The sequence below is a fragment of the Pseudomonas sp. NPDC088885 genome, assembly GCF_044750025.1.
Lineage (GTDB): Bacteria > Pseudomonadota > Gammaproteobacteria > Pseudomonadales > Pseudomonadaceae > Aquipseudomonas > Aquipseudomonas rustica.
In genome coordinates this window covers 22,352-47,201 of the sequence record NZ_JBIVJB010000026.1, presented here as the reverse complement: position 1 = coordinate 47,201, position 24,850 = coordinate 22,352, and the positions used below count along the sequence as shown (strand labels likewise).

At 57.6% G+C, this 24,850-nt stretch carries 21 protein-coding genes and 2 pseudogenes; 6 read left to right on the top strand and 17 right to left on the bottom strand.

Annotated features, from left to right (window positions below):
- Positions 1–29 precede the first annotated feature (29 nt).
- Positions 30–851, top strand: coding sequence for an alpha/beta fold hydrolase (locus ACIP1X_RS13630; protein ID WP_400752754.1), 822 nt, complete (start codon positions 30–32; stop codon positions 849–851).
- Here the strand turns inward: ACIP1X_RS13630 and ACIP1X_RS13625 are convergent.
- Together ACIP1X_RS13625 and ACIP1X_RS13620 are read right to left on the bottom strand one after the other, a co-directional pair.
- Positions 800–913 (bottom strand): annotated as a pseudogene (locus ACIP1X_RS13625) (DUF1206 domain-containing protein); the annotation flags it as partial. The gene ACIP1X_RS13630 and the pseudogene ACIP1X_RS13625 sit on opposite strands and share 52 nt — an antisense overlap.
- 839 nt (positions 914–1,752) lie before the next feature.
- Positions 1,753–2,115, bottom strand: a complete 363-nt coding sequence (locus ACIP1X_RS13620) for an antitoxin Xre/MbcA/ParS toxin-binding domain-containing protein (protein ID WP_400752753.1) — start codon at positions 2,113–2,115, stop codon at positions 1,753–1,755.
- 253 nt (positions 2,116–2,368) lie between these two features.
- Here ACIP1X_RS13620 and ACIP1X_RS13615 point away from each other — a divergent pair, with 253 nt between their 5' ends.
- Positions 2,369–2,779, top strand: coding sequence for a hypothetical protein (locus ACIP1X_RS13615; protein ID WP_400752750.1), 411 nt, complete (start codon positions 2,369–2,371; stop codon positions 2,777–2,779).
- 1,283 nt (positions 2,780–4,062) lie between these two features.
- On the opposite strand, the gene ACIP1X_RS13610 is transcribed toward ACIP1X_RS13615, so the two are convergent.
- The 8 genes from ACIP1X_RS13610 to ACIP1X_RS13575 form a co-directional block, all read right to left on the bottom strand.
- Positions 4,063–4,503 carry a TetR family transcriptional regulator gene (locus ACIP1X_RS13610; RefSeq protein WP_400752748.1) on the bottom strand — a complete coding sequence of 147 codons (441 nt, stop codon included), beginning with the start codon at positions 4,501–4,503 and terminating at the stop codon, positions 4,063–4,065.
- Complete coding sequence (locus ACIP1X_RS13605; protein ID WP_400752745.1) at positions 4,500–6,380, bottom strand: integrase; 1,881 nt, start codon at positions 6,378–6,380, stop codon at positions 4,500–4,502. The genes ACIP1X_RS13610 and ACIP1X_RS13605 overlap by 4 nt, the downstream gene beginning before the upstream one ends.
- Positions 6,377–8,056 (bottom strand): hypothetical protein, encoded by a 1,680-nt coding sequence (locus tag ACIP1X_RS13600; RefSeq protein ID WP_400752744.1) that lies wholly within the window; start codon positions 8,054–8,056, stop codon positions 6,377–6,379. The genes ACIP1X_RS13605 and ACIP1X_RS13600 overlap by 4 nt, the downstream gene beginning before the upstream one ends.
- A complete protein-coding gene (locus ACIP1X_RS13595; RefSeq protein WP_400752742.1) occupies positions 8,056–9,201 on the bottom strand; it encodes a tyrosine-type recombinase/integrase in 1,146 nt (381 codons plus the stop codon). Before ACIP1X_RS13595 ends, ACIP1X_RS13600 begins: the two co-directional genes overlap by 1 nt.
- Before the next feature lie 140 nt (positions 9,202–9,341).
- Positions 9,342–10,505 (bottom strand): DUF4350 domain-containing protein, encoded by a 1,164-nt coding sequence (locus ACIP1X_RS13590; protein ID WP_400752740.1) that lies wholly within the window; start codon positions 10,503–10,505, stop codon positions 9,342–9,344.
- Positions 10,502–12,049, bottom strand: coding sequence for a DUF4129 domain-containing protein (locus ACIP1X_RS13585; RefSeq protein ID WP_400752738.1), 1,548 nt, complete (start codon positions 12,047–12,049; stop codon positions 10,502–10,504). Before ACIP1X_RS13585 ends, ACIP1X_RS13590 begins: the two co-directional genes overlap by 4 nt.
- Entirely contained in the window at positions 12,036–13,013 is a 978-nt protein-coding gene (locus ACIP1X_RS13580; RefSeq protein ID WP_212543905.1) for a stage II sporulation protein M, read from the bottom strand. Before ACIP1X_RS13580 ends, ACIP1X_RS13585 begins: the two co-directional genes overlap by 14 nt.
- Positions 13,010–13,735 (bottom strand): RDD family protein, encoded by a 726-nt coding sequence (locus ACIP1X_RS13575; RefSeq protein WP_212543904.1) that lies wholly within the window; start codon positions 13,733–13,735, stop codon positions 13,010–13,012. Before ACIP1X_RS13575 ends, ACIP1X_RS13580 begins: the two co-directional genes overlap by 4 nt.
- A 180-nt stretch (positions 13,736–13,915) precedes the next feature.
- On the opposite strand from ACIP1X_RS13575, the gene sbcB reads away from it, so the two are divergent.
- Positions 13,916–15,346: an exodeoxyribonuclease I gene (sbcB, locus tag ACIP1X_RS13570; RefSeq protein ID WP_400752736.1), complete on the top strand. Its 1,431-nt coding sequence runs from the start codon at positions 13,916–13,918 to the stop codon at positions 15,344–15,346.
- A 97-nt stretch (positions 15,347–15,443) separates the two neighbouring features.
- On the opposite strand, the gene mvaT is transcribed toward sbcB, so the two are convergent.
- Positions 15,444–15,821 carry a histone-like nucleoid-structuring protein MvaT gene (gene mvaT, locus ACIP1X_RS13565; protein WP_007933316.1) on the bottom strand — a complete coding sequence of 126 codons (378 nt, stop codon included), beginning with the start codon at positions 15,819–15,821 and terminating at the stop codon, positions 15,444–15,446.
- A 337-nt stretch (positions 15,822–16,158) separates the two neighbouring features.
- On the opposite strand from mvaT, the gene purU reads away from it, so the two are divergent.
- On the top strand, positions 16,159–17,007 hold the full coding sequence (gene purU, locus ACIP1X_RS13560) for a formyltetrahydrofolate deformylase (RefSeq protein ID WP_007912774.1): 849 nt from the start codon (positions 16,159–16,161) through the stop codon (positions 17,005–17,007).
- Positions 17,008–17,092: 85 nt separating this feature from the next.
- Positions 17,093–17,269 (top strand): hypothetical protein, encoded by a 177-nt coding sequence (locus tag ACIP1X_RS13555; RefSeq protein ID WP_400752733.1) that lies wholly within the window; start codon positions 17,093–17,095, stop codon positions 17,267–17,269.
- 73 nt (positions 17,270–17,342) lie between these two features.
- On the opposite strand, the gene ACIP1X_RS13550 is transcribed toward ACIP1X_RS13555, so the two are convergent.
- From ACIP1X_RS13550 to ACIP1X_RS13530, 5 genes and pseudogenes are all read right to left on the bottom strand, one after another.
- Entirely contained in the window at positions 17,343–18,338 is a 996-nt protein-coding gene (locus tag ACIP1X_RS13550; RefSeq protein ID WP_400752730.1) for a YbhN family protein, read from the bottom strand.
- Positions 18,335–19,111 (bottom strand): DUF2334 domain-containing protein, encoded by a 777-nt coding sequence (locus ACIP1X_RS13545; RefSeq protein ID WP_400752727.1) that lies wholly within the window; start codon positions 19,109–19,111, stop codon positions 18,335–18,337. The genes ACIP1X_RS13550 and ACIP1X_RS13545 overlap by 4 nt, the downstream gene beginning before the upstream one ends.
- Positions 19,104–20,195 carry a glycosyltransferase family 4 protein gene (locus ACIP1X_RS13540; RefSeq protein WP_400752777.1) on the bottom strand — a complete coding sequence of 364 codons (1,092 nt, stop codon included), beginning with the start codon at positions 20,193–20,195 and terminating at the stop codon, positions 19,104–19,106. The genes ACIP1X_RS13545 and ACIP1X_RS13540 overlap by 8 nt, the downstream gene beginning before the upstream one ends.
- A gap of 221 nt (positions 20,196–20,416) precedes the next feature.
- Positions 20,417–21,181, bottom strand: a complete 765-nt coding sequence (locus ACIP1X_RS13535; RefSeq protein WP_371262383.1) for a methyl-accepting chemotaxis protein — start codon at positions 21,179–21,181, stop codon at positions 20,417–20,419.
- Between the two features lie 93 nt (positions 21,182–21,274).
- Positions 21,275–22,306: pseudogene (locus ACIP1X_RS13530) on the bottom strand (cache domain-containing protein); the annotation flags it as partial.
- Positions 22,307–22,492: 186 nt separating this feature from the next.
- On the opposite strand from ACIP1X_RS13530, the gene ACIP1X_RS13525 reads away from it, so the two are divergent.
- Positions 22,493–23,980 carry a helicase HerA-like domain-containing protein gene (locus tag ACIP1X_RS13525; RefSeq protein WP_159812540.1) on the top strand — a complete coding sequence of 496 codons (1,488 nt, stop codon included), beginning with the start codon at positions 22,493–22,495 and terminating at the stop codon, positions 23,978–23,980.
- 143 nt (positions 23,981–24,123) lie between these two features.
- Here ACIP1X_RS13525 and ACIP1X_RS13520 read toward each other — a convergent pair whose 3' ends face one another.
- On the bottom strand, positions 24,124–24,579 hold the full coding sequence (locus ACIP1X_RS13520) for a DUF721 domain-containing protein (protein WP_053123114.1): 456 nt from the start codon (positions 24,577–24,579) through the stop codon (positions 24,124–24,126).
- Positions 24,580–24,850 lie beyond the last annotated feature (271 nt).

Sequence of the window (24,850 nt, the reverse complement as noted above, 5' to 3'; positions counted from 1 at the left end):
CTCCCCATTGCGTGCAGCAAGGAGAAAGCATGACAACGCACAGGCTAATAGCTAAGGGCTTGCAGTTGAATGTTTCTATCTGCGGTCAAGGCTCGCCGCTGCTTTTGCTCAATGGTTTAGGTGGCTTGATTCGTACCTTCGATCCGTTGCGCGATGAACTGGAAGACTTCACGACCATCACGCTGGACGTGCCAGGGGTCGGCAAGTCGCAAATGCCCCGTTGGCCCATTCGCCTGCCGCGCCATGCCGACGTGATTGCAGAGATGCTCCAGCAATTGGGAATCGACCAGGTGGATGTGTTCGGGGTGAGTTGGGGAGGTGCACTGGCTCAAGAATTCGCTCTTCGTCACCCGAGCATGGTACGCAGGCTGATCCTCGCAGCTACCTCCGCCGGCCCGGTTATGCTGGTGAAGCCCGCCGACATAGTGGATTTTTTTGGCAGCAGCAAAGGTGTCCAACTGGACAAGAGAGAGGGCTCGCGTAATTCGATACAGACACTACTGCGCTTCGGTGTAGTGAAAGGCATGCTCACCGTTAATCCGCGCGCTTATTACTACCAGCTCGCTGCATTGGCCGGGTGGACAAGCTTGCATCGGCTCTTCCGGCTGCGAACACGCACGCTGATCCTCACAGGCGAGCGCGACACCCTCGTGCAGGTATATAACGCGCATATACTGCGACGCACTATTCGCCGTGCCGAACTACACATTCTTGAGGGCGAGGGGCATTTTTTCGTGGTCACAAGCGCAAAGCGAACTGCCGAACTGATACGAGAATTTCTCTGCCAGCGGCACGATGACTTCGTCGAATCTTGCACTGCCAGCAAATCGAAAATACCGATGATCAAATAAAGCACTCCTCGGGCGGCGTACCTCCCCAGAGCGAGTATTACAACGCTGCGTTGCGCCGGCATAGGATCCATTTTCGAGAGTGGTTCAAGCGCAGACCCGCCTCGCTGATTAGGGTTCTTTTCCTCTGGGTATGCTGCAACATATTAACCCCGAAGGTCAGGGGCTGGATTACTTCAGCAGCTAGACACGACCTCACTTAATGTCCCTTAAAAGGGACACTAACCTAGCTTTTGCCACTTAGTGACCCAGTTTGGGGTCGTTAACGGATGTCTGTTTAGCGCTCAAAAATTAGCGCGGGGGAGCGCTGCGACTGAGGCCGATTCCCTGGTGCCAAAATCTGCTGTCTCTAAATGCATAGCGGAAAATACCGGTTCCCGGCAAGTAGAAGACAGCCTTGTTAAAATAGCTGATTGGAAATGGAGCAATGGGGGCTGGTCTAGTTCACAAGGCGGGGGCGAGCACGATCTAATGCTGTCCTGCCATCGCTCCTTCGAGCCTACGGCTCGGCTCAATACATCAGCAAGACCGCATCTCAACGCACGAATCGCTTCAGTGACCGTCGACTCGCTATCACTTTCCCCCGTATCTCGTCAGGGTCAATCGACATGCCGCCATCAGGTGTCACGCGGAGAGACTGCAGCTTATTAAGGGCAGCAACGAAGGCGCGATCCCTCGCTTGCTCTGAGCTAGATCTTTTGTCAGCCCACACGAATTCAACGCATCTTCTACACAAGTTCATACCGTTCTCCATTGACGTCGACTGCTCATCACAGAGCTTCAGCAAAAGATATCTGGGATCTACTACTCTCAGCGACGGGCGCTGATGTGCTGGGCCATAAAAGCTTAAGGCGCGGTGGTCAATCGGCATGCATTGACCACCTGGCCGGCTTCACCGCAGGTGTTAGGTGAGTGAGCGATTAGCCGCTAGATATTGGACAACTTGTTCGAGACCCGTTCTGCTTTTGATGAGGCCACGAGGTCGACTACACAGTCCACGATTCTCGCTGCCGAGCCAGTTTCTTGCATTTCGCTCGTCACCAACGGCTGCGAGTAATGACTGATACACCTCAACTAAAAGCAAAGCACGGCTCCACGCGTCACTGCCCGGACGAAGCAGTTCATGTCCATGGCGTAAAAGCTGCACCGAGGAAACATCCTCGCCTAAGACAGCTGAAAGTTCAGCGTCAGCAATCCCCAGCCCTTCGCCGGCCCGGATAAATGCTTTGCTAAGTACAGCGCTTTCAGCGTTCGAAGCGGATTTCATGCTCCACCATATGATCGGTGATGATTGGTCTGTAACGTAACTCTACGCTCTGTAACGCTGCTTACGTTACAAGTCAAAAGTTACGTTACAGTCTGTGATAAAACTCAAAAGGCAAGCGGAGCGCGCAGGCGTGCGGGATGTCAGCCCGAAGGGCCGAGACGTAGTATGCTACGGCTCGGTTTACGACAGCCCTCCGCCAACGGCGGCACGCCACTACCGAAGCCCAGCTTCAACCGACCTGAAGGAGGCTGAAATGACCCACGATGAACTCCGGAAGCTGGAAAGCGCCAGGCGAAAAGCCCTTCGGGAGATCGCCAGATTCCTTCCTGGTGATTCGGAGGCAGCCGACGCCTTGGCCATCCTTGATGAGCTCGACGATAAAGAGCTAAGCGGCGAATCCTTCACCGATAAGCCACTTGAGCTCAACGAGGTTCGTGACTCTGTCCCAGTGCAGCCTCACCAGTGCGGCCTCGACATAGTATTGGAAATGAATATTCCCCAGCCATGGAGAGAGCGCTTCCTTCAGGCGAGCATCGGATCAACGCGACTCCCCGAAGCGCCATATGCTGGCGACTGGGAGAAGTTTCTGCGCAAGTGGGAATCCGAGATGGCCCACCTTGAGAGGCATAGAGCGCTCAGAGCGGACGTTGATAGCTCTAGCTAAAACAAGGAGGCCGTGCGGGGCATTACCGAACATTGCACCCTACGAATGCCCCCCCCTGCGCCAGAAGCTACTCATCCACCGCTGCATCCTGCCAGCTATCGCGAGCGCCCCGTCTGTGTGCGATTAAGCTTTCTACGGCGTCGGTGGCTGATAAACCTTCGCGCTCCCGTACGAGTAAAAAATCCTGGTCAAGCATTGCCTGGTTTTCAGCTACCAGTCTTGGAAAGGGGTAACAGTATCAGCAGGCGAGCGCCCGTCAGAGGCATGCGACCTAACAGGGTCGACTAGAAAAATGTCTCCATTGGCCCGCTCTAGTAGAGCTACCCACAGCCCATGGGAAATGGTCGTGCGACTCTCATGTCGATGGCGATATGAGGGTACCCGCAGCAGCTCAGGAACTCGGCTAATGACGACTTCGCACACGACGCGGAGCACCTCGAAGGGAGCGTCACTCATCCCTATGACCGAGCTGTGCTGCTGTTTGGGTATAGATTGGTAGGGCTCGTCGATTTTGACCGGATATTCGCAAGCTAACTGTAAAACCAGAGCACCGAAGCGGTCGGCACTGAGCAGTGAGGCGAGGCCTTCGAAAGCCTCGAGCTCATGCACGTTGCCCCGTGTCAAAGCTGTCAAATTCCCCACACTTGCTCCGGCAGCTCGATAAAACTGTTCACTGACTCGCTCTCCTGCGGCTAACCACGCCATCCTGTGATCAAACATGCTGGCAACAATCGATTTAAGCTTCATCCAGCCAATGCAGTTAATGCATTTGAACTGAAAGGCAAGCGGAGCGCGCAAGCCGGCAGGCTGAAAGCGTGAGGATGAAAGCCCGCATGGCCAAGACCTGTCGTAGACATGGCTTGGTTAACGACAGCCGTCCCTGCTAGGGCATGACACCACTACCGCAGCGTTGATGATTACCGAACGGTGCGATGATCAAATGATCGGGACACAACTCCCTGTGCGCAAAGATCATACGTTTTGCGCAACGCTACCTCGTCGCCAGAAGACAGCCTCGGGTGCAGCATCTTGAGGTGCATCGTGTCGCGTGCCCTAAACTCAGGCCGCAGAGTGATCGTTGAGCTTAAGAAAGGCAGGTTGAAAGAGGGCGATTCAGCGATGCGGATGAGGATGAGGATGAGGATCTTTTCGCACCACATACACGAGGTTGTAGGAGTTTCAGGTGGTAGTCCGTAAGTCCGTATCTGAGGGGGGGAGGTAACTGCCATCCCCACAGCGACCGATATTTGGATTTTTTTGATTTCCATTAGCGGAGGACTTCGTCAGATGCGAGATTTATCTTTGCGGGTAGGCGAAACCATTTCAACCACGTTTCGTTCTTTCACCTTAGCCTTTAGCGTCTGATTCTCGTACAGCAGTACCTCATTGATGGATGCGATAGTCGCGAGCTTGGCCCGAAGCTCCTCAATCTCATGACGGTAGCCCGCAGACTTCTGACGCTCAGCAATAAGATCTTGATGTTTGACATCCCGCATGGCACGACTGGATCGTCCCTGGAGCTCTCGTATAGCCTCTGCGATTGCTGGATAGTAATTATGGATGAGTGCCGTCGATACTCCGGCCTCACGAGCCACAGCGGCGATGGTCAGCTTTGTTTCGCCGCTACGAGAACGACCTTTTTGGATAGAATAGATGGCTAGCTTCAGATCCTTCGTTCGATCCACGGCAGGCTTGTAATTGGCTGATTTGTCCTTGCTCTTCATGCGCTTAGATCCTTTGGAGGCACGCCCAGCTGTACCAAAACCTCTCGGCAGCGCTTCAGGTCGCGCTCAACGCGTTGGCGACCTCCTTCACCAATGTCCTTGCAGTTCAGCAGTTCTTTAAGGTCATCGTAGAGTCGCTGGTAGATAGGCGCGTGGGCGTGTCCGATCACTGAATGGTCGCAACCGCTACAGCGGGTACGTTCAAGTGTATTGCCGACGCAGCCGTCGTTGTCCGCCGTACACCAAGCATGGCCATTGCTGCGGATAGCAGTGCTTTCAGCGATGGATTTCAACATCGATGCGTGATCTTTGAAGATCAGCAGATTTTGCGGCTCCCGCTGCCATCCTTTGATGGCGCGCCCGTAGCCTCCTGCCAACGATTCTTCCCCCATCCAATTGTCGACGACGCCTAGTTTGATATCTTCCAGCTCATCTTGGATTTCCATGTACAGCTCAAGATCCAGATGCTGTCCCCAGCTATCGTCCATGGCATAACCGAGCGTCATGTCCATTGACCAGTGAGCGTAGTGCTCCTTTAGGTAGCGCAAGTCGCCAAAACGGCTGTGCGCTGCGTAGTTAGCGAACTTTCTCCGAAATTGATGGCTGGCTAGGTTCCAATTCAACCCGCAATCGTTGGCGAATGCTTTCAAGAGGGCGCCCCAACCGCTGACCGATAGTGTGCGGACTTGGTTGCCCTCAGTCGTATAGACTCCTAGGAAAAGCGAATTACGATGTCTGTAAGCCTCAGCGATTTCTGAATCCTGCGGATTGATTCGACGCCGTTGAATGATTTCGTCGGCGATCATCGCTTGGAAGGGCGCAGCCCAGCGTTCCATAACGCGCAGAGCTCGCACTGCGGCCTCTGGGATCATCCAGTCATGAGTTCCTTCACCGGTTTTTTCGGATTTAGAACGCATCCAGTGATAGATCGTCCCCTCGTCGTCCTCAGTACGGCGGTGCGCTCCCGATTGCAGGTTGGACAACTCGTGATTGCGGCAACCTGAGGTGCTCGCGAGGACGATGTAGCAAGCCGTGCGCAGGTCTAAGAGTGACTTATTGAATATCTTCAAGCCTCCTGCCCAGCCCATGGCAGCCAGATGCCGGTTTTTACTTCGTATTACGTCAAAGATGTTTTGGGCCCCAACCTTCGATGCGATGCCCTTCAAATCATCGCGCAGGTCGAGCAATAGCTTGCCTCGTTCCACTTGCTGATGAGCCTTTTCGAACAAGGTGCAGAACACGTCATCCGGGATCAGGGGCGTTTTCCCTCCACTGACCCTACCGATAATTCCCGCTAAACCTTTTGCAGAGGTATCGGGCCAGGGATGTTGCAGTATTGGGTCGTCGGTGTATTGGCTGAGCTCATAGATCGCCTCTACCGCTTGGTAGCGATGACTTAGTGAGTCTAGCGACAGTGGCTTGCTCGATTTGGGGAGCCTATGAGCCCTGCAGGCCGCCAGATAGGTCGCTGCGATAATGGGAGTGACCGCACCCATATGTTCGATCCCAAGCATTTCCAAATGCCGCAAGAATGGGGCTGCACAATCAAAGTATATGCGAAGAGTCCCGCCCTTAGGCCGATCCGCTCCGCTACGCCCACGTCGCATATATCGATAGATGATCGCCTTCATCGTCGCGCGGAATGCCGGTGGCAGGCTGCCGAAGATGAGCTGCCTCTTCCCGGCCGGGATGTTGCTAGGAAAACCGTTAAGCTGCCAAATATCGTCACTGTAGCGGCTGAGGATGACCCATTGTCCGTCGACCTGGGTGGCGGTGATGATCAGGTTGTCGCGATCTGAGTCGGAAATCCCACGCACATCGCCAGGCTGAGCGGTGATTATCGACCAAGCTAATTCTTCCGAGGTGTTGTCACTCATGAAAAGACCTCCAGGCTGTCGATGAGATCAACTGACCAGAACGGGTGTGGTTGGATACGGGCGCGCTCACGAGCGGAATCAACTGCTGCAGCCTTGAATGTGCCACGACGCAGTCCTTCGGCGACGATGTAATGGTCTATTAGACGAGGGATGTGTGCGTAATCGCGAGCCCAGCGCCGCTTGTCCACTCGGGAGCGTTCACTCAGTACGCGGAAGTAGAAGCTAAAAAGTTTGTACAGGTCTTCGGCGGTCACTGCGTAGTGTTTACAGCGCAGGCAGTTCATGAAGTTCATGCAGGTCGCGCCTTCACGTTTTGGGGCGAACTGACCATTCACTGGGTCGCCACAGCGACCTAGAGGAGTGTCTTTGTAGGTCGCGCCGATGGTCGCAGTCAGCAACTCCTGCACTAGCATTTCTCCCATGAACGTCCAGTTTCGTCGGGCATCCTCACTGGGCGCTAGATAGTTTTGATCGGCTACCCGTGGGGTGTTGCCAAGTGCGGAGGCGGTGGTGGCGAGATCGCCATCCGTCAGCTCGAAGATTCGGTTGGCAAAGGTTTTACGCAGGCGGGAGATGTTGATGCGCAGTGGATTTCCTTCGCTATCCTTTAAGGCATATTTGGCTACAAGGCGATCAATAGGTAACTCCAAAGAGTTGTTAACCAGCGTTGTAACTTGGCCTGATGAGTGTATCGAGCAGTTGCGGAACAGCCACACGCGTCCTTTGAGGTCATTCGGAGCCTCTGAATCCAATGGCTCAGTCAGCACCATTACTCGGCGGATCAAGCGTTCTACGTTGGTTCTGACGCTGGGCATTGCCTCTAGCAGACGCTCAGTTTTCGATTCAGCCCGCAAAACTACTTTACTTGTGTTGTAGCCTCGCCGCTTCCACAGCACCAAGAAGACGGAGTCCTCTTTAGGATGCGGGCGCAAGCAATTGCGGCCCATTTCCAGCAAGGGAGTGAGATTACGTCCAGTGTGTAGAGCTATGACAAGTAAGGCATATACCAACAGGTCGCTAGTGATCGGAGTGCCATCGATCCATATGGGTTTGATGCTATGTCGCAATGCCGCCGCAAATTCTTGCCGCTCGCGCTTCGAGAGCGCTATCTCGCCCTTCATCTTGCGGTTGGAGTTCGGAAATGGATTGCGGGGAAAAGTGGCTGCATCGCCAGATGCGATCAAAGGCAAGAGCCCACGCCGTGCAAGAGCAAGAAGAACTGCTTTGGTTTTTGAGTAGTAGTTTTTCTGAGTGGTAGTCGATGTGCCCCGTCCAGATAGGTGGCCAAGAAAGCCGTCGATAAGGATTCGGTTCACATCATTCAACGTTAAGTCGCGCTCGAACGCTGTCGCTTGGAGAGTGCAGTAATCGAGGAAAAACACCAATCCACAGTTGCAGTAGTTTACAACAGTAGCACCCGAGACAATGCCGTCTTGACCCGCCAAGAAACGCTCAATTTGACGCTGACAGGAGTAGGTGATGGCATCGATTCCTGCACCGTACCATCGGGCGAAATCGAATCTCCTGAGGGAGCTTGAGTTGCGCCCAAAGTTAACCATAGTGATTTGCGGAGGGATAGCGTCGGGCAAGATGACCACGTTGCCTGCAGTATCGAGGCTGTGCTCGACTTGCGGGACGCTAAGGTCAGTCTTAGTAAATACTTTGCGCTTCCCCATCAGGCTGCTCCCGCCATTTCATTCAGCTCGTCGTCATACGCAAGCACGGCTTCATCGGCCATTTCGTTGATCAGGTGCAGATACACCATGGTGGTCTGAATCGAGCTGTGTCCAAGTTGACGCTGCAGGTACACCAGGGGATCGAGTCCGTTTTGAGGGTTACGCTGAAGGTTAACCAGGGTGTGGGTTGCGTAGGTGTGCCGCAGCATGTGCGTATGGACTTCAATTCCAGCTAACTTCCCGGTCTCGCTGATGATCCGGTTCAGGCTCTTGCCGGCGCTTCCGTAGGTCTCTCCGAGATGGTTGAGGAGCAGTGCCTTTTGGTTTTTGCTCAGAGATGCGCGCTCGCCTCGTACCTTGGACACGTAGCGGTAGATTTCGGCCATGAATTTGCGGCTGACCCAGATTTTCCGTTCCTTGCTACCTTTGGTCTCCATGCCGGTACCATCGCACGGGTCAAGCTTAATTCGGAGATTGCGCTCGGTTCGCCCTGCTTTGTCAGGGTCAAAAACATATGCCACTGGAAAGGTGGCAAGTTCGTTACGACGCAATCCCGTATGCAACGCTAACCGAATCATCATCCGGTGGTGTGGGTTCTCCGCTGCCGCCAGGAGCGACTTGGTCTGGGCCATGCTCAGGAACTTGGGCAATGGCTTGTGACGACGCGGCATCACGTCATTCACCAGCGCTTTACCTCCACTGGCACCAACATGCTCCAGGAAGCTGGGCTCGTGCGTTACGGTGCGCTCTTCATGGCCGAATGGCAGGCGCTTGACCCAGCCTTTATCCAGGGCGAACTCGTAGAACTTGCAGATGTACGTTAGTCGCTGGCGAGTAGTGTTCCGGGCCAGCCCGCAATTCTCTAGGCAGTAGTCTCTGTAGGCAGCAGCAAGGCTTTTGGCTTCACCGCGATCTACGTCTCGCCAATCCAGATCATGGGCTTGCAGGAAGCAGAAGAAGTCGTACAGCGCCCGTCCGGTATTCGGCCAGGATTCCTTTGAACCAATGGCCCCACGAAGGAGGTAGTAGCGGAAGAATTGGTTGGCTTGGCTGCAGCTCTCCATGGAGTCCCACAGCAGAATCGGAAACCCTTGATAAGGTTGCCCGGCGATCACCAAATCTTTGGTTCCCCAAACAAGTTCCATCTTTCACCCTGTTGCCGACCAATCAATCTGAGGCTCTGTCTGCGTGGATGGTGTGAAGGCTGCTACTGCAGCCCTTCACTCCCAATCCTCAGAGCTATGATTTAGATATCACATAGATCTAACTGTCGCAACGCTCCAGATCATAGCGTGTTCCTCAAGGTTTGCAGGTGGGCGACCTGACGGCAGAACTCGGCGCTGGACAAACGCTGGTTCGGAACCGGACTCAGGGCCTGGCTGATGGCGCGGGTGGGCTGGCGGGTCAGGCGTGACAGTGCCAGCCATTGTTCGGCAACGTTCAATCGATCAAAACCGGGATGGCGACGGCGCGCGCGACGCAACACGTCTTGTTGCAAGGCTTGCAGCAGCGCTTGCTGACCGTTGTGGCGCAGCAGGAAATCCGCGCTGGCACGCAGGTGTTCCTGCAATTGTCGGCGGCCGCTCGGCGCTGGCGCCTGAAGCGGGCCGTGGCGCACACCGACATGCCACAACCACAGGCCGATCAAGGCGAGCAGGGCGACGATGGCCTGCGGGAAGTAGCGCCAGAGCAAGGTCAGCAAACCGTCGTGTTCGCTGTTGTAGATCAGCGTGACGTCGGTGTCGGCGCTCAGGTACCAGAGCAGCCAGGCATTGTCGTATTGAGCGATGGTCTGGCTTTTCCACAGCTCGGCGTCAGTGACCACGGTGATCGAGCCGAGGCTGTAAGGCAGTTGCATCATGTGCGTGGCTTTGCCGCTGTTGGCCCAGGCTTGCGCGAGGTTTTTCGGGTCGTCGAGGTGGAAGTCCGTGTCGAAGCCGGCATAGGCCGGCGCGTCTTCATCCTCCACATACAGCTTGGTCAATTTCGGGAAGGGGTCTTGCTCAAGGTCTTTGGGCGGATCCTTGAGATCCTTGCTCAGGGATTGATGCAGTTGCACGCGATCGAGCAACAGGTCGTTGCTCTGTTTGGTCTGCTCATCCCACAGCGATTCAGCGACGAACACCAGTCGCCCGCCGGCCCGCGTCCAGTTCAACACTTGCTCGACCTGGCGTGGGGTCATGCGTGAACGGTCGTTGAACAGCAGCAGCGTGTGTCGGCGTGGGTCGATATCCGGCAGTACGGAAAGGCTTTCGGCATGACTGACTTTGAGGCCGCGCTCACGCAAAAACATTTCCGCCGCCAGATACGGATTGGCTTGGGCAGCAGGGGACGGGCCGTGATCGACTTCTTCCTGATAAGGCTTGGCCTTGAGAAACAGAAACACACTCAATGCGATCAGCAGTGCGACGAGCACTGCGCCGACCCAGCACAGGGTACGGCGATTCAACGGGCAGCTCCGTGGCCAAACAAGGCGCGCCAGCCGTCGCACAATTCCTGTTGCAGATGCGCAGCCGGGACTCGGTGCCCGTAGGCCATGTTCTGCCAGTGCACAGTGAGGTTGCGACTAAAAGCGAGCAACTCCGGTCGTTGCAGTTGTTCTACACGCGCCAGCACCTGATTTTCGGTGTCGGCAGGTTTCAGCGTCAGATCGAAGTCATGCAGCAGATGGCTGAGCAGACCGCGATAGAGCAGGCTCAACGCCGCGCGCGGTTGGCTGAGCCAGAGTTGTTCGGCGCTGGCGGCGATGTCGTCGGGCAAGGTTTCGCGGTTCAAATCCAGACCGAACGCTTGCTGCGGCACCGCTCGTTTTGGCAGCGCTGGCAGTTTCGGCCGGCGACTGACGAAGGCCCGGAGAAACTCGCGGTAACGCCAGATCAGCCAACCGATCAAGGCAATCAGCACACCCCACAACAGCACCTCGATCAGCTTGGCCAGCCCATTGAAGTGTCGACCGTCGAGCCAGCCCAGCAGGGTTTTCAACCATTGCGGTGCGTCGCCGGGTTTTGCGTCTTTGGCCGGCGCTGCCGGGTCATCGCCAAAACGGTAGCGGGTGACCGATTCCTTGTTCTTGAACGGTGGTTGTTCGAGCAAGGCCTTGATGCTGTCGTGGGAGGCCTGACTGGTCAGCGGCTGATTTAACAAACGCGGTGCATCCGGACGGCTGTCGGGTTCAGCCGCCCAGACCGAGGGCACATTCGGCAGCACCAGACAGATCGCCAGTAACAGACCGAGCACGCCGTTGTTCAGGCGCTGGCGCAAACGCCGGAACACCAGTTCGATGTCCCACGCTTCCAGTTGCGTGCGGCGGTTCAGATACAGGCTGAATCCGCAGGCGACGTAGATCGGTTCCCACACCACCAGCACCAGCGCATAAAAAGCGTTGGTCAGGTGTTCGAGCCAGCGCCATTCGTGATCGGCCGAGAGAATCAGCGACTGCCAGTCCCAATCGGTTTCCACTTGCTGCGGCAGCAACAGATAGAACAGCACCATCAAGCCGATCCACAGCGCAGTCTCCAGATGCACGCCAATGATGGTCAGCCATTGCGCCGCGCCGGCGTTGCGCTGCAACAGCACTTGCAGGCGTTGTTGGCGAGCGTTGCCGTCGAGGCCTTCGAGTTGCACCACCGGCAGCAGAAAGCTGCGGCTGAAGCTCAAGCGACGCCAGGTCAGGCTGGCCAGCAGTTGCGGTTTGAGCAGGCGCGGCCATTCGCGCAGTGCTTGTTTGAGGGTGGGCGTTTCGCCGAACAGCGCTTTGGACAGGATGTACAACGGCAGGCGTTCGTACGCCGGTTTCAGCCACCAGAAAATAAACACGGCCAGCGTCGGCGAATCCCAAAACACCAGGCTGAGCAGGGCGAACAGCGGCAAGGTGACGATCGCCCAACTGGTCATCAGCAAGCGTCGATGTTGCTGACACATGAGCACGCCCAGATCCATGGCTTCCCAAGTCGTGCGCGGGCGGATCACCACGGTGGCGTCACTCAGGCGCATGGCGTGTCCTTCCGGCGAACAGCAGATAGCACGCGACCAACGTCCAGAGTCCGGCGCCGACCAGATATTTAGTCAGCGGCGCGACACTGGTTTTCGACGACCAATAGGCTTCGATGAACGCCGCGATCAGCAGGAACAACATCACCCCGCAGACCAGCAACACGCTTTTGCGCGCCGCGCGTTTCAGGGCCTCGGCGCGGGTCAGGCGCCCGGGCGCGATCAACGCCCAGCCGAGTTCAAGACCGGCCGCGCCGGCGAGAGCAATCGCCGTCAGTTCGAAAGCGCCATGGGCGATGACGAACGACCAGAAGGTCTGGCCGAAACCGATCTCGGTCAGATGCCCGGCCACCGCGCCGATGACCAGCCCGTTGTAGAACAGAAAGAATGCGCTGCCCACGCCCATCAACAATCCACTGGCGAAGGTCTGAAAGGCGATGCCGATGTTGTGCATCACGTAGTAACCGAACATCACCCAGTCTTCACTGGCTGCGCGTTCGGCGGGGCGCCCGAGGTGGCCGGCGACGGGGTCGTACATGCCTTGCATCTCGCGCACTTGATCGGCGGGAATCAGGTTGTAAACGAGGTCGGGAAACACATACACCAACACCCCGACGCCGATCAGGCTGCCGAAAAAAAGCAGCGCGGCGACCAGCACAAACGGCCATTCGGCGCGCACCAGTCGCGGGAAATCGGCGAGGATAAAACTGAGCAGGTTGGCGCCAAGGCGACTGCGATGGCGGTACAGCTGTTGATGGCCGCGCAGCACGTGTTGCTGCAACGAGTCGATGAGGAAACTGCTGTAGCCGCGTTCCTGCGCCAACGCCAGATGTTGGCAAAGACGTCGATAGGTTCTCGGGAATCCGGCGATTTGCGAGGTGTCCTTGCCGCGTTCAAGGCGTTCGAGGGCCAGCGCAAAACGCTCCCATTCGGCCTTGTGGCGACTTTCGAAAAGGCTCTGCTTCATGTCGGGCCCAACAAACCGCGCGCGATGCCGTTGAGTTCGGCAACGGCTTTGGGCGCGGAGATATGCAGCGGCTGGGCGAGCAGGGCGGCCAGTTCATTGACCCGCGCCGGTGACAGTTCGCCCTGACGTTCGGCAAAACCGAGCACTGCACGTTGTTCGCTGAGCGTCAGCGGCACGGGCGAGCGCCGGGGTTCGGCGTCAGGCAATTGCGGGCGCGTCAGCGGGCGTTCGCTGTAAACCACCAGCGTGCCGGCAGCGATGTCGCCGAGGCGTTTGAAGGTCGGGTGTTGCAGGCAACTGAGGCTGCCGAGGAAGTAGCCGAACGGCAGCAGATCAACGAAGCGCAGCAGATTGCGCAACAACGAGGCCGACCAGCCAACCGGCGTGCCGTCATCGTGCACCACGCGCAGGCCCATCCACTGTTTGCCCGGCGAGCGTCCCTGACGCAGCACTTCGAACAGCACCATGTACCACCAACTGATCGCAAACAGCAGCAGCGAACCGAGGCCCATGCCGAGCTTGCCGAGGAACGCCAACGCGATAAACAGCACGCCCATGATCACACCGCGAATGCCCAGATCGATGGCGAACGCCACGGCCCGTACCATTAACCCGGCAGGGCGCAGGGGCAGGTCGATGCCTTCCGGCGTTTCGACCTGATGCCGCGTATCCAGCGGCGGGGCCAGCGGTGCTTTCCTTGGCGGTGCTGTGGGCTCGAGCATGGGCTACCTGATGTCGCCTGTTCTGAGTGCAAGTGCGTCCGATGCTAGCAGCCTCTCGGGGGGGAACGACATAACTATGTATGGCACAGCATGTGTCGCCAGGTGTTTGAATGTTTCAAGACTGGCCGCGACGGCGGTTGAGCGCCTAGACTTTGCCGATCTTCAGTTCAGGATCCGCCCGTGACTTCAATCTTCTGGTACGACTACGAAACCACTGGCATCAATCCGCGTAACGACCGCCCGCTGCAGGTCGCCGGGATTCGCACCGACCACGAGCTCAACGAAATCGACGAGCCGGTCAACCTCTACTGCCAGCCCAGCGAAGACATCCTGCCGCACCCGGCGGCGTGCGCAATCACCGGCATCACCCCCAGTCAGCTCGCCGAAAAAGGTTTGAGCGAAGCCGATTTCATGACCCGGGTTCACGCGCAATTGGCCGCGCCCGGTACGTGCGGCGCGGGTTACAACTCCTTGCGTTTCGACGACGAGATGACCCGTTACAGCCTGTATCGCAATTTCTTCGATCCCTACGCCCGTGAATGGCAGGGCGGCAATAGTCGTTGGGATTTGATCGATGTAGTGCGCGCCGCTTACGCCTTGCGCCCGGACGGGCTGGTCTGGCCGACCGATGACGAGGGCCGCGTGACCCTCAAGCTCGAACGCCTGACCGCCGCCAATAACATCGATCACGGCCATGCCCACGAAGCGTTGTCGGACGTGCGCGCGACCATTGCGCTGGCGAAACTGATCCGCGAGAAGCAGCCAAAACTCTATGACTGGCTGTTTCAGTTGCGCAGCAAACAGAAGGTGATGGATCAGATTCGCCTGTTGCAGCCGCTGGTGCACATCTCCGGACGCTTCTCGGCGGCACGCAGTTATGTCGGCGTGGTCATGCCGCTGACCTGGCACCCGAAAAACCGCAACGCGCTGATTGTTTGCGACTTGCACCTCGATCCACAGGGCTTGCTCGATCTCGACGCACAAACCCTGCGCCAGCGTCTGTACACGCGCCGTGACGATTTGCTTGAGGGCGAATTGCCGGTGCCGCTGAAGATTATTCACATCAATCGCTGCCCGGTCGTCGCGCCGTTATCGGTACTGCGCGCCGACGATCAGCAACGATTGGGTCTGGACATGGCGCTTTATCAGGAACGCGCGCTGCGGCTAACTGACGCACAACAAGTTTGGAAAGATAAAATCGCGGCTATTTATGCCAGCGAAGATTTCACCCCGAGTGAAGATCCGGAACAACAGTTGTACGACGGATTTATCGGTGATCGTGATCGGCGTCTGTGTGAGCAAGTGAGAAACGCTGACCCGGCACATTTGGCACAAGAGCAATGGCCGTTCGATGATGAACGTTTGCCTGAATTACTCTTTCGATATCGCGCACGTAACTTTGCCGATACGTTGAATTCTGAAGAACAGGCACGCTGGAAATTATTGTGTCAGCAACGTTTGTCGGCCCCGGAATTCGGCGCGCCGAATACCTTGAAATCTTTTAGCGAGGCGGCCGAGCAATGGTTGCTTAGTGCTACGCCAGAGCAGAGCGCAGTGCTCAATGAATGGCAGAGTTATGTCCAGGCATTGCGCAAACGTTTGGGTCTTTGAAATCGAACATGTTTGTTACTAAACGTCAGGCATAAAAAAACGCCAGCATTCGCTGGCGTTTCTTTTTTCGCGGATCGCTCTGCGAAGGCGTTGCGGCTTAGCCCAGCAGGGTAGCCCAGCCTTCAACCACGTCGCCGCCCCACTTGGCTTTCCACTCTTTCAGAGTTTTGTGGTTGCCACCTTTGGTTTCGATGACTTCGCCGTTGTGCGGGTTTTTGTATTGTTTAACTTTGCGAGCACGCTTGGTGCCGGTAGTTTTTACTGCGCCGCCGCGTGGTGCTTTGGTTTTCGACTCTGGGTCCAGCAGCGCGATGATGTCACGCAGAGACTTGGAGTATTCGCCCATCAGGGTGCGCAGTTTGCCTTCGAATTCCAGCTCGGTTTGCAGTTTGTCGTCTTGCGACAGGTTCTTCAAACGGGCTTGCAGCTCTTTGATAGCTTCTTCGGTGGCGCGATATTCGTTGATCAAGGACATGATTACTACCTTAGTAGAATGCTGAATGACAGGGGACAGTGGCGCAATAATAGTCAGGCTGTTTCATCAAGTAAACATTTAACCGGGGTTTTTATTTAAATTAGTTACGAGAAATAGCCGCAAATTGATTGTTCAGTTAAATAGTGTGAAGCCGTCAGCACAGATATTCACAAATGTCTGTTTAACAATGCCAGCAAAGCGCCATCCCTCTGGCGTTTGTTTCCGTCAAAAAAGTGTGGGTATCAGGCGCCGACCACGCCAGCGCTCATCAATACTGCAGTTTTCCCGCGCAGTCGCTAGAATGGCGGCCTTTGCGAAGTTCTGGAGTCTTCCCCTCATGCGCACTTTTCGTCTGGTGATTTCTTGCCCGGACCGCGTTGGCATCGTTGCCAAAGTCAGTAATTTTCTGGCAGCCCACAATGGCTGGATCACCGAAGCGAGCCACCACTCGGATAATCAGGTGGGTTGGTTCTTCATGCGTCACGAAATTCGTGCCGATTCGCTGCCATTCGGTATTGAAGTATTGCGCGAGAAGTTTGCGCCGATCGCCGAAGAGTTCTCGATGGACTGGCGCATCACCGACACCGAGCAGAAGAAGCGCGTAGTGCTGATGGCCAGCCGCGAATCGCACTGCCTGGCGGACTTGTTGCACCGCTGGCACAGCGATGAGCTGGATTGCGAAATCTCCTGCGTGATTTCCAACCACGACGACCTGCGCAGCATGGTCGAGTGGCACGGCATCCCGTATTACCACGTCCCGGTCAATCCGCAGGACAAGCAACCGGCGTTCGACGAAGTGTCGCGTCTGGTCAAACAGCACGACGCTGAAGTAGTGGTGCTGGCGCGTTACATGCAAATCCTGCCGCCGGACATGTGCCGCGAATACGCGCACAAGGTGATCAACATTCACCACAGCTTCCTGCCGTCGTTCGTCGGTGCCAAGCCGTACCACCAGGCGTCGCTGCGCGGCGTGAAACTGATTGGCGCGACCTGCCACTACGTGACCGAAGAGCTGGACGCCGGCCCGATCATCGAGCAGGACGTGGTGCGTGTCAGCCACAGCGACAGCATCGAAGACATGGTGCGTTTCGGCCGTGACGTCGAGAAGATGGTGCTGGCCCGCGGCCTGCGTTATCACCTCGAAGATCGCGTGCTGGTGCACGGCAACAAGACTGTGGTGTTCTGATCGAACACACGCAGGCTTGAAAAACCAAGGGTCTGGGCGTTCAATCGCTCAGACCCTTTGTCGTTTAAGCCCCGAGGAAACTTACATGAGTGATCCACTGGACAAAGCCACGTCCAAAGCACCGGCGACGTTGGGCGAAGGTTGTTTGAGTCGCTACGACCCCGAGGACATGACCCCGGAGGATGGCACCGAGTTTCCCGGTGCGGCCGAGTTGTGGGAACAACTTAAACCGGAGTCTGATGATGAAACAGTGGATGTCTGAAAAGATCGCAGCCTTCGGCAGCTCCTACAGGGATCGGATTTCAATGTAGGAGCTGCCGAAGGCTGCGATCTTTTTACGTCTGCGGCACCTTCATCAATTTGCGCAACAACGGCCGCCCCAACATCATCAAAAACACCGGCCCCCCCACCAGCAGATAAAAGTAATACGTCACCACCCGCCAAATCAGAATCGCCGCCGCTGCGGTGGATTTCCCCACCATCGGCGCCAGCAATGCCGCCGAAGTCAATTCCGCCGCCCCCGCGCCCCCCGGCAATAAACTGAATTGCCCGGCCCCCAGCGACAGCATCTGCACCAGAAAACTCCAGGCCCACTGCAAGTCCGCGCCCAGTCCGCGCAACGCCAGATACAACACGCTGTAACGCAATAACCAATGCACACACGTCAGAGCGAACACTTTGATCAGGGTTTGCCAAGGCAACTTCAACGTGTCGGTAAACGCCGCGAGAAAGTGCAGCAACTTGCGCGCCCAGCGACGGCGAGTGCCCGGTTTAACGTTCATCCTCACCAACAAGCGGCCACTCAAGCGAATCAACGCGCGGTGATAACGCGCAATCAACACGCAAGTGAACAACCCGCCAAACAACGAAATCGCGCTGACTGTCAGCAACCACTCCAGGCGATCACTCAGATGTTGAAACAACGCATAAATCAGAATGCCGCTGAGGGCGCAGAGAAAGAACAGCAAATCGCTGAGTTGATCCATGGCAAACACCGCGCTACCACGGGCCGGACGCACACCGCAGCGGGCGAGCAACGCCATGATGGTCAACGGCCCACCGCTGCCACCGGGCGTGGCGCAATAAGCGAACTCGGCGGCCATCACCACGCCGAGGCTTTTCAGCGGCGTGACGCGGTCGCGCTGATCGCCGAGCAACAAACGCAGGCGCAGGGTATTGATGCCCCAGCAGAGCAGGATCATGCCGAACATGATCAGCAGCCATAACAGTGGAAAACTTTGCAGGCGCGCCCAGGTTTCGCCGCCACCGAGCACCACCGGAATCAGCACCGCCGCGAGCAGGCCGATCAACAACAGAATGCCGCGACTCATGCAGCGGATCCCAGTTGACCGCGCTGTTGGGCGAGCCAGTGGATTTTGGTCATCGGTACGCGTCCTTCATTCAGTAGTTGCTGCAAGGTGTGCAGCCAGTAATCGCGGGAAAAATCGTGGCGCATGTCCACAGGGTGCAAGCCTAGCCGAATCACCGACGCCTGGCGCCAACGCTGTTGCCGCTGCTCGCTGACAATCTTCGATAAACCGCGACGCCAGGCGCTGCGGGCACTCCAGACCAGACTCGGCGCGTCGATGGCGGAGAAACCCGGCAAGTGATAAAGATGCTGTGGATCACTGGTGTAGCTCAGCGGTAATTCACGCAGGGCTTGGCGGGTGCCGTCGCTCATCAACCACGCCGGGGCGACGAAACCGTGCAACGGCCAGTCGTGGCGCTGGAACACTTCGATGCCATCGCGCAGACGGGCGAGGGCGGTTTCGCGGGATAAACGATAGAACTCGCCTTCGTGGGTGTAAACACGGCGCATGAACCAGTCGCGCGGACTGGTTGGGCCGGGTTCCTGATCGTCATGGAAAAAACCGTGCAAGGCCAACTCATCGCCGCGGGCAACACGCTCATCGAGCAGTCGGCAAAACGCCGGATGTTCGTTGAGGGCGTTGCGCCGATGGAAATCGGGGACGACCAGCCAGGTCATCGGCACGCTGCCCAGTGCGTCGACGGCTTCGACAAACGGTTGGTAATCCGCCCACGTCGACGGTGCCACGTCATGCAGCACCAACAACACGGCGGGGCGATTCAGCGCCTCAGCCATTGGCCACCTTGGGCAGCGCATGGCCGAGGACGGCGTGATAGTGGCCGAGCAGACTGTCGACCACCGTGTCCCACGCGTAATGCTGTTCAACGTGCTGTCGCGCTTGCTCGCCCAGTTTCACAGTGCCGCGACTGAACACTTCGCGCACGGCATTGGCCATCGCCTGTGGATTATTCGGTGCACAGAGCAAACCGCAGGATTCGTTGACGATCTCTTCAAATGCCCCGGCCGCCACCGCCACCACCGGAATGCCGCAGGCCATGGCCTCGAGAATCACCAGGCCGAAGGTTTCCTGATCGCCGGCATGGATCAGCGCATCGGCGCTGGCCATCAATTGCGCGACGCGCGGTGCCGGGCAGAATTGATCAATCACGCTGACATTGTCCGGCACCACGGCGGGCATCGACGAGCCGACCAGCAGCAAGTGATAGCGCGGGCCGAGGCGTTGCATGCATTTGAGCAGCACTGGCAGGTTTTTCTCTTTTGAACCGCGTCCGGCGTAGATCAGCAGGCGGGTGTCGTCGGCGATGCCCAGTTGTGCGCGCAGATTCGGGTCGCGGGCCTCGGGGTGAAAGGTTTGCAGATCGACGCCCAGCGGTTGCACGAAGACATTGCGCACGCCGAGGCCGATAAGCTTGTCGGCCATTACCTGACTTGGCGCGAGCACGCGGTCGAAGTTGCCGTAAAGCTTGGTGACATACGCTTCGACATTCGGCGTAACCCAATGGCCCATACGATTGCCGACCAGCAGCGGCAGATCCGAGTGATAAAAGCCGATCACCGGCACATCCAATTGCCGTCGGGCATCCAGTGCCGCCCATGCGGTGAGGTAGGGGTCGCCGACTTCGATGAGATCGGGCTGCAAATCCTGCAGGACGTTTCGCCACGGCGCGAGGCGCAGCGGGAAGCGATAACCTTTGCCGAAGGGCAGGGCGGGGGCGGGAACCGTGTAAACGCCGTCGTGTTCGCCGAAGCGGGCGCCGGGGATCAGCAAGCTGTGGCGAATGCCGGGTTTGAAGCCCAAACGACGATGTTTGGCATCCAGATACGTGCGCACGCCACCGCTGGCCGGGGCGTAAAACATGGTGATGTCGGCGATGTGCACGGTGAACAACCCTCCGCTGCGTGGTACTCCCTTGGTTGACCTATGTGCGCAATGGATGGTTCGGTCGGGAATGCGCGGAGGGTGTCAGTAAGGTTTTATGTTGCTTGAAATGACGCTTTCGCGAGCAAGCCCGCTCCCACAGGAGAATGCATTCCAATGGTGGGAGCGGGCTTGCTCGCGAAGAGGTCGGCAGTCGCGCTTCAGATCCGGAAACTACCCACCAACTGCTTCAACCGCGAAGCCTGCTGTTCCAGATCCGAGCACGCCCGCAACGTCGCCTGCAGGTTTTCGACCCCTTCCTGATTCAGCGTATTGATCTCGGTGATATCAACATTGATCGACTCCACCACCGCCGTTTGCTCCTCAGTCGCCGTCGCCACTGACTGGTTCATCCCGTCGATCTCGCCAATCCGCAAGGTCACGCTGTTCAAACGCTCGCCGGCAAGGTTGGCAATCTCGACGCTGTCCTGACTGTGACGCTGACTTTCACTCATGGTGCTCACCGACTCCCGGGCGCCGACTTGCAACTCCTCGATCATCGTCTGCACCTGCTGCGCCGATTCCTGCGTGCGATGCGCGAGGTTGCGCACTTCATCCGCCACCACCGCAAAGCCGCGCCCGGCCTCACCGGCACGCGCTGCTTCGATCGCGGCGTTGAGCGCCAGCAGGTTGGTTTGCTGGGAGATGCTGGTGATCACTTCAAGGATCTGGCCGATGTTCACGGTTTTGCTGTTCAGCGATTCGATATTGCTGCTCGACGCACTGAGCATGCTCGACAACTGATTCATCGCCTTGATGCTGCGATCCACCACTTGCTGGCCGTCTTCGGCGAGGCCACGCGCATCGCTGGCCTGGTTCGACGCCTGCGCGGCATTGCGGGCGATTTCCTGAGCGGCGGCGCCAAGTTGATTGATCGCTGCGGCGACGCTGCTGGTGCGCGAGGCTTGCTGATCGGAGTTGTACATCGACGAGTTCGACGCGGCGACCACGCGCAGCGCAACTTCGTTGACTTGCCCGGTGGCCGACGACACTTCGCGGATCGAGCCATGAATGCGCTCGACGAAACGGTTGAACGCTGTGCCCAACACACCAAATTCATCGTTATTGACGATGGTCAGGCGTTTGGTCAGGTCGCCTTCGCCGTCGGCGATGTCTTCCATGGCGCGGGTCATCACGTGCAGCGGCTGGATCAGAATGCGGATCAGCATGCCGAGCAGGGCAAGGATGATTGCCACCGCGATCACCGTCGCAATCACCGCCGAGGTGCGGAATTCGCTGAGCATGGCGAACGCTTGATCTTTGTCTACCGACAGGCCGATGTACCAGTTCACCGACGGCAAGCCTTTGATCGGCGCGAAGGTGACGATACGGGTTTTGCCGTCGACAGTGACTTCGCTGAAGTCGCCGCTGATGCGCGGGGTGTCCTGCGGGAAGGCGTCTTTCAGTGATTTCATCACCAAGGCCTTGTCCGGGTGCACGAGGATCTTGCCGTCGGCGCTGACCAAAAACACATAACCCATGCCGTCGAAATCTCGGGCGGCGAGGGTGTCGATGAGCGATTGCAGGCTCAGATCGCCGCCGACCACGCCGACGCTTTGGCCGGCCTTTTTCGAGGCGGTGGCGATGGAGATGATCAACTGCCCGGTGGCCGCATCGATGTACGGTTCGGTCAGGGTCGACGTGCTGCTGCCTTCGGCACCTTTATACCAAGGGCGCACGCGCGGATCGAAACCCTCTGGCATCTTCGTGTCCGGGCGGATGGTGAAGTGGCCGGTGGCGTCGCCGAGGTAGGTGGCCATGAACGTCGAGGTCAGGGTTTTCTGTTCCAGCAGGCTGGCGACGTTGGCGGGCTCGGGGTTGATAGAGATGTTCTGGGCGGCGTTCTCGATCAGCAAAATGCGACCGTTGAGCCAGGTTTGAATGTTTCCGGCAGTGACTTCGCCCATCTCGTTGAGATAGTTGTTCAGGTCATCGCGGATCGCGTTGCGCTGCAACCAGTCGTTGTACAGCGTAAACGAGGCGAAAGCGGCGATGACGATGAGGGCGGCGGCAAGCAAAATTTTATGGCTGAAGCGCAGATTTTTGTTCATGGCTTGGGGTTCCGCTAAGGTCTTAATGTCCTGGGCGTGCTTTTATAAAGGCGCGCACTATGGGCAAGGGTGAGTACACGTGAATATTTCCGTCTCTCCTTAGGGAAATGTCCTACCGACTTTTCAGCCAGGTTCACGTTTTATCTATCGGCCAAAGCGAATCAAAGATTAACCATGGGTGACAAAATGCCTGACTCATCGCAACTCGTAATCGGCGCCGATCTCACGGGGCAACCGATTGGCCAGGCCATGCGCCTGGCGAACCGTCACGGGCTGATCGCCGGCGCGACCGGTACCGGTAAAACCGTGACCTTGCAGCGTCTGGCTGAAGCGTTCAGTGATGCCGGCGTGGCGGTGTTCGCCGCTGACATCAAGGGCGATTTGTGCGGCCTCGGTGCCGCCGCCAACCCGCAGGGCAAGATCGCCGAACGCATCGCTGGCATGCCGTGGCTCAATTACACGCCGCAGGCTTATCCGGTGACCTTGTGGGATATCCACGGTGAATCCGGTCATCCACTGCGCACCACGCTGAGTGAAATGGGCCCGCTGCTGATCGGCAGCCTGCTGGAACTCACCGACAGTCAGCAGTCGGCGCTGTACGCGGCGTTCAAGGTCGCTGACCGCGAAGGGTTGTTGTTGCTGGATCTGAAAGATCTGAAAGCGCTGCTCAATCACCTCAAGGAAAATCCGCAGCTGTTGGGCGAAGACGCCGCGCTGATGACCACCGGTTCCAGTCAGGCGCTGTTGCGCCGTTTGGCGACTCTGGAACAGCAAGGCGCGGAAGCTTTGTTCGGCGAGCCGGCGCTGCAACTCGAAGACATCCTGCAACCGGCCGCTGATGGCCGAGGGCGTATTCATTTGCTCGACGCCAGTCGTCTGGTGCATGAGGCGCCGAAGGTTTATGCGACGTTCCTGCTGTGGCTGCTGGCCGAACTGTTCGAGCAGTTGCCAGAGCGCGGTGATGCCGACAAACCGCTGCTGGCGCTGTTTTTCGATGAGGCGCATTTGTTGTTTGGTGATACGCCGAAGGCTCTGCAGGAGCGACTCGAGCAGGTGGTGCGCTTGATCCGTTCGAAAGGCGTTGGCGTGTATTTCGTCACGCAGTCGCCGGCGGATTTGCCGGATGACGTCTTGGCGCAGCTCGGTTTGCGCATCCAGCACGGCTTGCGCGCGTTCACCGCCAAGGAACAGAAATCTCTACGCGCGGTGGCGGACGGCTTCCGGCCGAATCCGGCGTTCGATACGTTGTCGGTGCTGACGGAGCTGGGGATCGGCGAGGCGCTGGTCGGCACGCTGGCGGAGAAGGGCACGCCGGAAATGGTGCAGCGCGTGCTGGTGGCGCCGCCGCAATCGCGGATTGGGCCGTTGACCGAAACCGAGCGCACCACGCTGATCGCCGGCTCGCCGTTCAAGGGACGGTATGACAAGCCGATTGATCGCGAATCGGCTTATGAAATCCTCATGGGCCGCAAAGGCCTGGCGCCGGAGGCTGAGACACCTGCCGGAAAACCTGCGGCTGAAGAGCCAAGCCTCGCTGACAGAGCCGGAGAGTTCCTCGGCACCGCCGCCGGGCAGGCACTGAAATCCGCCATGCGCCAAGCCGCGAACAACCTCGGCAAACAATTGGTACGCGGCCTGATGGGCTCTTTATTAGGCGGCAGCAAACGCCGCTGATCCTGAACTGTTGGAGATCTAAATGTGGGAGCGAGCCTGCTCGCGAAAGCGCTGTGTCATTCAACCTTGATGTTGCCTGACACGGCCTCTTCGCGAGCAGGCTCGCTCCCACATTGGAATTGCATGAAGATTCAGAATAGAAGTCAGGACTTGTCTTTAGCGTGTGCCGCCAAACGCTCCAGTGCCGCACGCAACCCCGGATCACTGATCCCGTCCGCCGTCGCCTGAATCGTCGCCGCGGCATCCGTCGACAAATCCATGGTATTACCCACCACCGCGCGCTGAATCGTCGGCGGCTGCACCTTGAACAGAATCCGCGTCAAACTGGCGAACTCATCGAACATCTGCAATTGCCGCTGCAAACGCTTTTGCTGGTAACGCAGACGAGTGGCCCAATGACCATCGGTGACAATCAGCAACAGACTGCCCTCACGCCACGAGGCCACATGGCAATGCTCGCGGGCGGCGGGTTGCAGTTGGCTTTCGAGCAGGCGTTGCAAATGCCCCAGTCGTTGGGCATGGCCGAGGATGGCCTTGAGCGGTTTGGCTTCGCGAAGCAGAACGGCGGGTGCTCTGGCCGTAAGAGGGCGAAATGCCATGATCGAACACCTGAAGTAACAGAAGCGCCATGGTAGCAGAAAGCGGACTTTTCACTCGCCCATTGCAATTGCCCCTGCTTTACCCATTAAATCAACGACTAACTTCTTTTCCGTACGACTTGAAGTTGAGCAAAACGCCCCTATTTTAAGTGAGCCCCGTCAAAGCGCAGTGCCAGCATCGTGGAACATCGCCACTTTCCTCACCACCGTTTCCGGGTAGAATGCTCGTTCGCATGGGTCCATGAGTGGTGTTATGGCGAGTCACTTGTCG